General features: G+C 69.6%; 6 protein-coding genes. 5 read left to right on the top strand and 1 reads right to left on the bottom strand.

The features are described 5' to 3' along the window. On the top strand, positions 1 to 3,758 hold a 3,758-nt coding region (gene fxsT, locus ACFFNX_RS37495; protein ID WP_378210799.1), incomplete at its 5' end, for an FxSxx-COOH system tetratricopeptide repeat protein. 353 nt (positions 3,759 to 4,111) lie between these two features. On the opposite strand, the gene ACFFNX_RS37490 is transcribed toward fxsT, so the two are convergent. Continuing rightward, positions 4,112 to 4,234, bottom strand: coding sequence for a DUF397 domain-containing protein (locus tag ACFFNX_RS37490; RefSeq protein ID WP_378210798.1), 123 nt, complete (start codon positions 4,232 to 4,234; stop codon positions 4,112 to 4,114). A gap of 361 nt (positions 4,235 to 4,595) precedes the next feature. Between ACFFNX_RS37490 and uraD the strand changes: the two genes are divergently transcribed. The 4 genes from uraD to ACFFNX_RS37470 form a co-directional block, all read left to right on the top strand. Further along, positions 4,596 to 5,057: a 2-oxo-4-hydroxy-4-carboxy-5-ureidoimidazoline decarboxylase gene (uraD, locus tag ACFFNX_RS37485; RefSeq protein WP_378210796.1), complete on the top strand. Its 462-nt coding sequence runs from the start codon at positions 4,596 to 4,598 to the stop codon at positions 5,055 to 5,057. Between the two features lie 63 nt (positions 5,058 to 5,120). Next, positions 5,121 to 5,429, top strand: a complete 309-nt coding sequence (gene uraH, locus ACFFNX_RS37480; protein WP_378210794.1) for a hydroxyisourate hydrolase — start codon at positions 5,121 to 5,123, stop codon at positions 5,427 to 5,429. A gap of 2 nt (positions 5,430 to 5,431) precedes the next feature. Next, the gene (gene pucL / locus ACFFNX_RS37475) at positions 5,432 to 6,298 is read left to right on the top strand and encodes a factor-independent urate hydroxylase (RefSeq protein ID WP_378210792.1); all 867 of its coding nucleotides are present in this window, start codon (positions 5,432 to 5,434) and stop codon (positions 6,296 to 6,298) included. Positions 6,299 to 6,310: 12 nt separating this feature from the next. Further along, the coding region (locus ACFFNX_RS37470) for an FAD binding domain-containing protein (protein ID WP_378210790.1) at positions 6,311 to 6,853 on the top strand (543 nt) is incomplete at its 3' end.

Raw genomic sequence — 6,853 nt, 5'->3', positions numbered from 1 at the left:
CCTTCCGGGCGGTCCGCGCGCACCTGTGCGACACCGACCTGGCCGACCCGCTCCTTCGTGCGCCCGGTCCGCTGGCCTGGCCGAGACACCCGGCCCGGCTGTCCGACCACGGCGCAGGGGAGCGCCGGCTGATCGTCGTGCTGACCGACGGCGTCGGCGACGCCTGGCACTCCGGAGCGGCCCAGCGCATGCTAGCCGGCTGGGGCCGCCGGTCGCCGGTCGTGCTGGTCAACCTGCTCACGCGCCGCCAGTGGCGGCGGACCGGCATCGTCGGCCGGCCGGCCAAACTGATCGCCGCCGGCCCGGCCGCCGCCAACAGCCGGTACGAGGTGCTCTACCCCGAGCCGGGCCTTGGCGACACGGGTTTCTCCACGGCCTCCAGCGGGCCCGCGAACGTGCACGTGCCGATGGTCGAGCTCGACCCGGCCCAGCTCACCGGCTGGGCGAGGTTCGTCGCGGGCCTGCGGAACACCTGGTACGGCGCGGTCGCGGTGTGCTCTCCGGCGGCCGGCGACCATCCGGCCGCGACCGCTCCGCCGGAGCGGACGTTGCCGGCCTCACCCGCTGAGCTGGTCCGGCGCTTCCGCGCCGCCGTGAGCCCGACCGTCTACGCGCTCTCGGTGCATCTCGCCGCCGCGCCGCTGTCCGCCCGGCTGATGCGGCTGGTGCAGCGGACGATGCTCCCGGCTTCGGGCCCGTCGGATCTGGCCGAGCTCGTGGGCAGCGGACTGCTCCGGCAGGTCGGCCCGGCGGCCGAGGAGGAGGAGATCGCCTTCGACTTCCTGCCCGGCGTACGGGAGGAACTGCTCGCGACCGGCCTTCGCTCGGAGACGACCCGGGTCCTGATGACCGTCGCCCGGCATCTGGAGGACGAAGTCGGTGTCCTGCCCGAACTGCACGAGATGGTGGTCGCCCCCAGCCACGCCGAAACCCCGTCCGTCAGCGCCGATCTGGCCTTCTTCGCCTCCCCGGCCGCCTCCGCGTTCCGCGCGCTGTCCGGACCGTACCTGCGGCTCGCCCAAGAGCTGGACGCGGGCCTGCAAAGCACCGAACAGCGGTGGGATACCTCGACCATCGAAGCCGTACCCGAACCCACGCACTTGGTAAATCCACCGCTGCAAGGTAAGGACGCGGGTATTGATGACGGCATGCGTGATCTCGATGCCATCGAACAACTTCCCGAGGACATTTTTTCCGCACCCTCGCATACTGGAGTTGGCGTGACCATACGAGCCCTCCCGCAGGCCGCTGAGCGTAAGGCATCGGACCCGCCGCCCATATGGGGAAATGTGCCGCCCCAAAATCCTAATTTCACTGGCCGGGAAGAGCTGCTCGATCAGTTGCATGAACGCCTTTCCCGTGGCACCACCGCGGTACTGCCCGAAGCGTTGCACGGCATGGGCGGTGTCGGGAAGTCGCAGATCGCCATTGAGTATGTTTATCGTCATATCTCTGACTATGATTTGATTTGGTGGGTCCGGGCGGAGCGGCCCGGCCAGATCCAGCAGGACCTGACCGAGCTCGCGTCCCAGCTGGGGCTGCCGGTGGGCGCGGAGGTCAACGTCGCGGTGCCGGCGGTTCGCGAGGCGCTCCGGCTGGGACGGCCCTATCGCGACTGGCTGCTGGTGTTCGACAACGCCGAGGTTCTCGAGGAGGCGCGAGAGTTCTTCCCCACCAACGGGCCGGGCAAGATCCTGGTCACCTCGCGCAACCACGCGTGGACCGAGGTCGCCGGCTCTCTCGAGGTGGACGTCTTCGCCCGGGAGGAGAGCAAGGCGCTCCTCCGGCGGCGCGGGCCCACGCTCGACGACGCGGAGGCGGACGAACTGGCCGACGTGCTCGGGGACCTGCCGCTGGCCATCGAGCAGGCGGCGGTGTGGCTGTCGGAAACGGGCATGCCGGTCGATGAGTACCTCCACCTCTTCCGCGATAAGCACGACAAGGCGGCCGAGCTTCTGCACGACGCCGCTCCGGCGGCCTACGAACTGCCGGTCGCGGCCGCGTGGAACGTTTCGCTCGACCAGCTTCGCGACAGCGAGCCCGCCGCGCTGCAACTGCTCCAGGTCTGCGCCTTCTTCGCCCCGGAGCCCATCACGTGGCGGCTGCTCTCCGGCGCACGCAACCTCGACGGGCCGGCCGAGCTCCTGGAGGCGCTGTCCGACCCGATCAAACTGGGCCGGGCGGTCCGCGCCATCAACCAGTACGCCCTGGCGAAGATCAGCCACCGGCACAACACGATCATGCTGCACCGGCTGGTCCAGCGGGTTCTCGTCGCCCAGATGAGCCCGCAGGAGATCGCCGAGTTGCGCCACTGCGGGCATCAGCTGCTGGCCAACGCCGATCCGCAGGCGCCGGACCTGCCGACACGGTGGCAGGAGTACGCGGACCTGCTCCCGCACATCCAGTACTCCGGCATCGTCGACTGCGACGACGCGTGGGCCCGCGACCTCGTCCTGCACGAGATCGACTTCCTGTTCCGCTGGGGCGACCACCAGGGATTCCTGCGGCTGGCCGAGCGTGCGGTCACGGCCTGGACGGAGAAGCTGGGGTCCGACCACGATCAGACGCTGGCGGCCACGCTGCACCTCGGCCGCGCGCTCCGGCTGCACGGACGGTTCTCCGAGGCGTACGAGCACCACGTGCGGGTCAGGGACATTCTTGTGCGGGACCGGGGCGAGGAGGACGAACGCACCCTGGAGGCCCAGCGCTACGTCGCGGCGGACCTGCGCTACCTCGGGCGGTTCAACCAGGCCATGGAGATCGACAAGGACTCGTTCGAGTCCTTGCGGCGCAGGTTCGGCGAGGACGACCCGATGACCCTCCAGCAGGCTCACCTGTACGCGATCGACCTCCGCCTCACCGGCGACGCGCGCGGCGCCCTGGAGGTCGACCGCGACACCTATCGGCGCCTCGTCGCCATCTACGGGGAGAACCGCAGCAACACGCTCGGGTCACTCGCGGCCATCGCGGTCGACGAGATGGAGTGCGGTAACCACGAAGAGGCCCGCGAGCTCACGCGCGAGAACATGGCGCGGATCGAGCGGACGTTCGGCAACGGCTTCGTCGGTCTCTCCGAGAGCCTCAGCGTTCTGTCGGTGATGGAGCGGAAGGCCGGCGACCACCGGCGGGCGCTCGAACTCTCCACCGACACACTCGAGCGATACCTCAGCCGGTACGGCCGGGGGCATCCGGACTCCATCGCGGCGGTGCTCAACCACGCCGTCAACCTTCGGCAGAACGGCCGGCTGGCCGAATCGATCGTCTTGGCGCGCGAGTCGGCGGAAAGCTACCTGAAGATGTTCGGGCCCCGGCACCCGAACACCTCGACCGCCAACATCAACCTCGCCGTCGCGCTGCGCCTGAACGGTCAGGTCGAGGAGGCCAGGAAGCTCGACGCGGCGGCCTTGACGGTGCTCACCGAAGTGCTGGGACGCGACCATCCGCGCGCCATCGTGTGTCAGATCAACCTGGCCAGCGACCATTCCGCGCTCGGTGACAACCAGGGAGCACTCGACCGAGACCGGGACGCGTTGAGCCGCGCCCGGAGAGTACTGGGCGAAGAGCACCCGACCACACTGGCGTGCTCCTTGAACTACGCCCTCGACCTGCGAGCGGCCGGGGAGGAGGAAGAAGCTGAAGCGCGATTCACGGAGGCCGTCGACGGACTGCGGAAGGTTCATGGAGCCAACCATCCGGCGACGCTTTCTGCCCGCCAGGCCATCCGCGCCGACTGTGACATCTATCCGATCCCTGTGTAGCCCCGGTTGGGGCCCTCCTTCCATGGGCCACGATCCGTCGTGGCTCAAGGCGACCGTGCCGTCTTGGGCCAGAGCCCCTCGCGACGTCCCCGGAGAGCGGAATGGTCATGGCCGGTCCAGGAAAGATTGAGGGTGCCGAATGGCGGAAGAGCCGGCGGTCGGGGACTGATTCGAACGGCGGTAACTGCGTGAGTGCAGCCGTCGTGCATTCCGTGTGGTCGAGCGCGGATGACGATGACCGTGACGGAGGTACGTCCGAGAACGCTTCCGCACCCCCGCCCGGCCGACTAGACGCTTGACGCTGTCCCCGGCCGGCCATCAACGAATGGAGACGGCCGTGCAGGCGATCGGTGTCAGGCGTCCTTGGCGCCGCTGATCTGCTGAACGGCGGCGACCTCGACACACTGTGCCGCTTCGGGATCGCTGCTCCGCGTGCTCTTTCTCCACGCGGGAGTGCTGACGAGCATAGTACTCATTGACATCCCTCCGAATAGTAGATATCGCTCAGCCTGTAACGGAACGGGCCGAGTCTTAATGGCGACACAAGTTTACGGCAAGTCGCCGAAGAATAAGAGATCCTTTGCGGCGGTCATTCCCTTCTTGGAAAATTCATTGCGCAGCTTTCGTCGATAATGTGTGGAATGGCGAGATTGTCGCGTTCGATAATGCCTTCGCGCCGCCGGCTCTCGGGGCCGGTTCCGTGCGACGTGGACGGGGCATGCTCGCCGCGACACGGGAAAAGTTGCCGTGATCAGGGGGTACGGTTCGGCGTTTCTCTGCTGGACCGCCGCTCATCCGGGTGTGTGTACTGACAGGACCCGAACGTGAGGAGGCGCGGTGCGGTTCGACGGCCTGTCCCGCGCGGACGCCGAGGCGGAGTTGCTGGCGTGCTGCGCGTCGCGGCGCTGGGCGGCGGCGGTCGCTGAGGGACGGCCGTACGGCTCGGCGGAGCGGCTGTTCGCCGCCGCGCGCCGGGCGGTGCGCGACCTGGACTGGGCGGACGTCGAAGAGGCCCTCCAGGCCCATCCGAGGATCGGCGAGCGCGCCGCCTCGGCCCTGTCGCGTGCGGAGCAGTCGGGCGTCGGTGACCGGGACCGGGCCGCGTTCACCGCCGCCAACGCCGAGTACGAGGAGCGGTTCGGCCACGTCTTCCTCATCTGCGCCAGCGGGCGCGGCGCGCCCGAGATGCTCGCCGAGCTGCGCGAACGCCTCGGCAACGACCCGGCGAGGGAGCGTGACGTCGTGCACGGGGAGCTGGTCAAGATCACGGAGCTGAGGCTGAGAAGACTGGGCACATGAGCGAACGGAGTGAGTGAATCGACGACACGCGCCCAGGATCTCTCCACCGACGAAGGAGGGCACATGACCTTGTCCACGCACGTTCTGGACGCCGGGAAGGGTCGCCCGGCGGCCGGTGTGCCGGTGCGTCTGGAGTCGCGCGACGGCGCCGGGTGGCGGCACGTCGCCGACGCCCGTACCGACGAGGACGGCCGGGTGCGCGACCTGCCCGCGCCGGGGGAGGGCGTCCACCGGCTCATCTTCGACACCGCGGGCCATTCGGACTTCTATCCCGAGGTGGCCGTGGCCTTCACGGTCACCGACCCCGGCGAGCACTACCACGTGCCGCTGCTGCTCAGCCCGTACGCCTACTCGACCTACCGGGGGAGCTGACCATGTCACGGAGCCGGCTCGGCCCGAACCGCTACGGCAAGGCCGAGACCCACGTCGTACGCGTGACCAGGGACGGCGACGTCCACCACGTCCGGGACCTCACGGTGAGCGTCGCGCTGTCCGGCGCGATGGAGGCGGTCCACCTGACCGGGGACAACTCCTCCGTCCTCACGACGGACACGCAGAAGAACACCGTCTTCGCGTTCGCCCGTGAGCACGGCATCGACTCACCGGAGGCGTTCGGGCTGCTGCTCGCCCGGCACTTCGTGGGGTCGCAGCCGAGCGTCCACCACGCGCGCGTGGCGATCGAGGAGCACCTCTGGGACCGGATCGGCGCGGGGCGGCACTCCTTCGTACGCCGGGGCGGCGAGACCCGCACCGCGCTCGTCCACCACGACGAACAGGCCACGCATGTCGTCTCCGGCATCAGGGACCTCGTGGTGCTCAACTCCACCGACTCGGAGTTCTGGGGGTACGTCAAGGACGAGTACACGACGCTGCCCGAGACCCGGGACCGGATCCTGGCCACGGAGGTGACCGCCCAGTGGCGGCACGCGTCGGCGGAGGCAGACTGGGAGGGGTCCTACCCCGAGGCGCGGCGGCACCTGCTGGACGCCTTCGCCGGCACCTACAGCCTGTCCCTGCAGCAGACCCTGTACGCCATGGGCGACCGGCTCCTCGACGGGCTGCCGGAGGTCTGCGAGGTGCGCCTGTCGCTGCCGAACCGGCACCACTTCGCCGTCGACCTCGAACCGTTCGGCCTGAACAACGAGAATGAGGTCTTCTACGCGGCGGACCGGCCGTACGGGCTGATCGAGGGCGCCGTCGTCCGCGACGGCGCGCCCGACGCCGGCCCCGCCTGGAGCTGACCTGGAGCCGCCATGGAATTCCTGCAGCCCACGACCTGGGATGAGGCGCTCGCCGCGAAGGCCGAGCATCCGGAGGCCGTACCGATCCAGGGCGGCACCGACATCATGGTCGAGCTGAACTTCGACGTCCGCCGCCCGGAGTACCTGCTCGACCTGGGCCGGGTCGCCGAACTGGACCGCTGGGAGCAGAACGGGGACCGGCTGCGGATCGGCGCCGGCGTGACGTACGCGCGGATCATCGGCGAGCTCGGCGACCGGCTGCCCGGCCTGGCCCAGGCGGCCCGTACCGTCGGGTCGCCCCAGATCCGCAACCGTGGCACGGTCGGCGGCAACCTGGGCGCCGCGTCCCCGGCCGGCGACGGGCATCCGCCGCTGCTCGCCGGCGACGCCGTGATCGAGGTCGGGTCCCGGCGCGGCATCCGCATGATCGCGGCGGCCGACTTCTACCGGGGCGTCAAGCGGAGCGCGCTGGAGCCCGACGAGCTGCTCCGCGCGTTCTGGCTGGCTCCCGCCGCCGGCCCGAAGTACTTCTCCATGATCGGCACGGGGAACGCC

Origin of the sequence: Actinoallomurus acaciae (assembly GCF_042429965.1) — a bacterium.
GTDB classification, from domain to species: domain Bacteria; phylum Actinomycetota; class Actinomycetes; order Streptosporangiales; family Streptosporangiaceae; genus Actinoallomurus; species Actinoallomurus acaciae.
This window is presented reverse-complemented; position numbering and strand designations above follow the sequence as displayed.

Bases quoted from the DNA above. Each gene is read 5' to 3' on its own strand.
- ACFFNX_RS37490 (WP_378210798.1), bottom strand. From the start codon at position 4,234: ATGAGTACTATGCTCGTCAGCACTCCCGCGTGGAGAAAGAGCACGCGG.
- uraH (WP_378210794.1), top strand. From the start codon at position 5,121: ATGACCTTGTCCACGCACGTTCTGGACGCCGGGAAGGGTCGCCCGGCG.
- pucL (WP_378210792.1), top strand. From the start codon at position 5,432: ATGTCACGGAGCCGGCTCGGCCCGAACCGCTACGGCAAGGCCGAGACC.